This window comes from Kitasatospora sp. MY 5-36, from assembly GCF_001182915.1.
Classification (GTDB): Bacteria; Actinomycetota; Actinomycetes; order Streptomycetales; family Streptomycetaceae; genus Kitasatospora.
The window spans coordinates 1-2,393 of record NZ_LFVW01001021.1 but is presented as its reverse complement, the minus strand read 5'-3'; the positions used below and the strand labels follow the sequence as shown (position 1 = coordinate 2,393).

The 2,393-nt window shown below is 73.3% G+C and carries 1 protein-coding gene and 2 pseudogenes; 2 read left to right on the top strand and 1 reads right to left on the bottom strand.

The features are described from left to right. Positions 1-186, top strand: a pseudogene (locus AE652_RS39635) (4-(cytidine 5'-diphospho)-2-C-methyl-D-erythritol kinase); the annotation flags it as partial. A 120-nt stretch (positions 187-306) separates the two neighbouring features. Then, positions 307-2,145 carry an ABC-F family ATP-binding cassette domain-containing protein gene (locus tag AE652_RS39630; protein ID WP_049660474.1) on the top strand — a complete coding sequence of 613 codons (1,839 nt, stop codon included), beginning with the start codon at positions 307-309 and terminating at the stop codon, positions 2,143-2,145. A 1-nt stretch (position 2,146) separates the two neighbouring features. On the opposite strand, the pseudogene AE652_RS48795 reads toward AE652_RS39630, so the two are convergent. Continuing rightward, positions 2,147-2,393: pseudogene (locus AE652_RS48795) on the bottom strand (hypothetical protein); the annotation flags it as partial.

Below are 2,393 nucleotides of genomic sequence, written 5' to 3'. Positions count from 1 at the left end.
CTGCGGGCCGGCACCGAGGCGGGCGCGCTCGGGGCACTGGTCTCCGGCTCCGGGCCGACCTGCGCCTTCCTGGTCAAGGACGCCGAGGCCGCCACCGCGGTCGCCGGGGCGCTGCGGGCCTCCGGCACCTGCCGGACCGCGCACGCCACCCACGGGCCGGTCCCGGGGGCGTCCGTCGCGGGCTGACGCGGTGAGGCCGCTGCTACGGGCCCATTAGGCTGGGGAGATCGGGGTGTCCCGAGAGGGGCATCCGGCCGCCGAGCGGCGGGCCGCCCCGCGACCGCCGAACCCTGGAGCGCAGCACACGTGGCCGTCAACCTCGCCACCATCGAGTCCGTCACGAAGGTCTACGGCACCCGCGCCCTGCTGGACGCGGTCAGCCTGGGCGTCAGCGAGGGCGACCGGATCGGCGTCGTCGGCCGCAACGGCGACGGCAAGACCACCCTGATCCGGATGCTCGCCAAGCTGGAGGAGCCCGACGGCGGCCGGATCACCTGGAACGGCGGCCTCGAACCGGCCGTCCTCACCCAGCACGACTCGCTCGACCCGAAGGCCACCATCCGGCACGAGGTGATCGCCGGCCGGGCCGACCACGAGTGGCTCGGCGACGCCCGCATCCGCGACATCATCGAAGGCCTCTTCGGCGGCCTCGACCTGCCCGGCTTCGCCGACGGCCTGGACACCGTCATCGGCCCGCTCTCCGGCGGCGAGCGCCGCCGGATCGCCCTCGCCAAGCTGCTGCTCGGCTCGCCCGAACTGATCATCCTGGACGAGCCCACCAACCACCTCGACGTCGAGGGCATCAACTGGCTCGCCCAGCACCTGCAGAAGCGCCGCTCCGCGCTCGTCTGCGTCACCCACGACCGCTGGTTCCTCGACCAGGTCTGCACCCGGATGTGGGACGTCCAGAACGGCGAGGTGCACGAGTACGAGGGCGGCTACTCCGACTACGTCTTCGCCCGCGCCGAGCGCTCCCGGATCGAGGCCGTCGAGGAGCAGAAGCGCCAGAACATGGCCCGCAAGGAGCTGGCCTGGCTGCGCCGCGGCGCCCCCGCCCGCACCTCCAAGCCGCGCTACCGGATCGAGGCCGCCAACGCCCTGATCGCGGACGTGCCGGACCCGCGCGACAAGTCCGAGCTGATGAAGTTCGCCAACGCGCGGCTCGGGAAGACGGTCTTCGAGCTGGAGGGCGTGACCGTCACGGCCGGCCCGAAGCTGCTGCTGGAGAACCTCACCTGGCAGCTCGGCCCCGGCGACCGGATCGGCCTGCTCGGCGTCAACGGCGCCGGCAAGACCTCGCTGCTGCGCGCGATGCGCGACGCGTACGCCTCCGAGGGCGACGTCCAGCCGGCGTCGGGCGTCATCAAGGTCGGCAAGACCGTGCGGCTGGCCTACCTGTCGCAGGAGGTCGCCGAGCTGGACCCGGCGACCCGGGTGCTCCAGGCCGTCGAGCAGGTCCGCTCGCGGGTCGACCTCGGCAAGGGCCGGGAGATGAGCGCCGGCCAGCTCTGCGAGCAGTTCGGCTTCGGCAAGGACAAGCAGTGGACGCCGGTCGGCGACCTGTCCGGCGGCGAGCGCCGCCGCCTCCAGCTGCTGCGGCTGCTGATGGACGAGCCCAACGTGCTCTTCCTGGACGAGCCCACCAACGACCTGGACATCGAGACGCTCAACCAGCTGGAGGACCTGCTCGACGGCTGGCCCGGCTCGATGGTCGTCATCAGCCACGACCGCTTCTTCATCGAGCGCACCACGGACACCGTCCACGCGCTGCTCGGCGACAAGAAGATGCGGATGCTGCCGAACGGCGTCGACGAGTACCTGGAGCGCCGGGCCAGGATGGCCGCCGCGGCCACCGCCGCCGCTCAGGCCGGCGCCGCCGCCCCGACCGCCACGGCCATCGCGGAGGACGGGGGCGCGGCCCCCGCGCTGTCCGGCGGGGACCTGCGGGCGGCGAAGAAGGAGATGCAGAAGCTGGAGCGGCAGATCGCCAAGCTGGACGAGAAGGAGTCCAAGCTGCACGCCCAACTCGCCGAGCACGCCGCCGACTTCTCCAAGGTCGCGGAGCTGGACGCGCAGCTGCGTGCGGTCCGGGACGAGAAGGAGGAGCTGGAGATGGGCTGGCTGGAGCTGGCCGAGCAGGTCTGAGCTAGTCGTCCGGTCGGGTACGGAGGAGCGCTTCGAGCTCCTCCGCCGCACGGCCCAGTGCGCTGCGCGTCGGGTCGTGCGGGGCGGGTGTTGCGACTGTCGGGGTCGCCGTGGCTGCCGGGGACGTCGGGGGTGTCGGCGCGCTTGGGGCCGTCGGCGGGCGGTGCGCGCGGGCGCTGGCGGTCAGTTCGTCCAACGCGCGCCGCACCCGGTCGACCTCGGCCGGGTCCGGCACCCGGCCGCCGTAC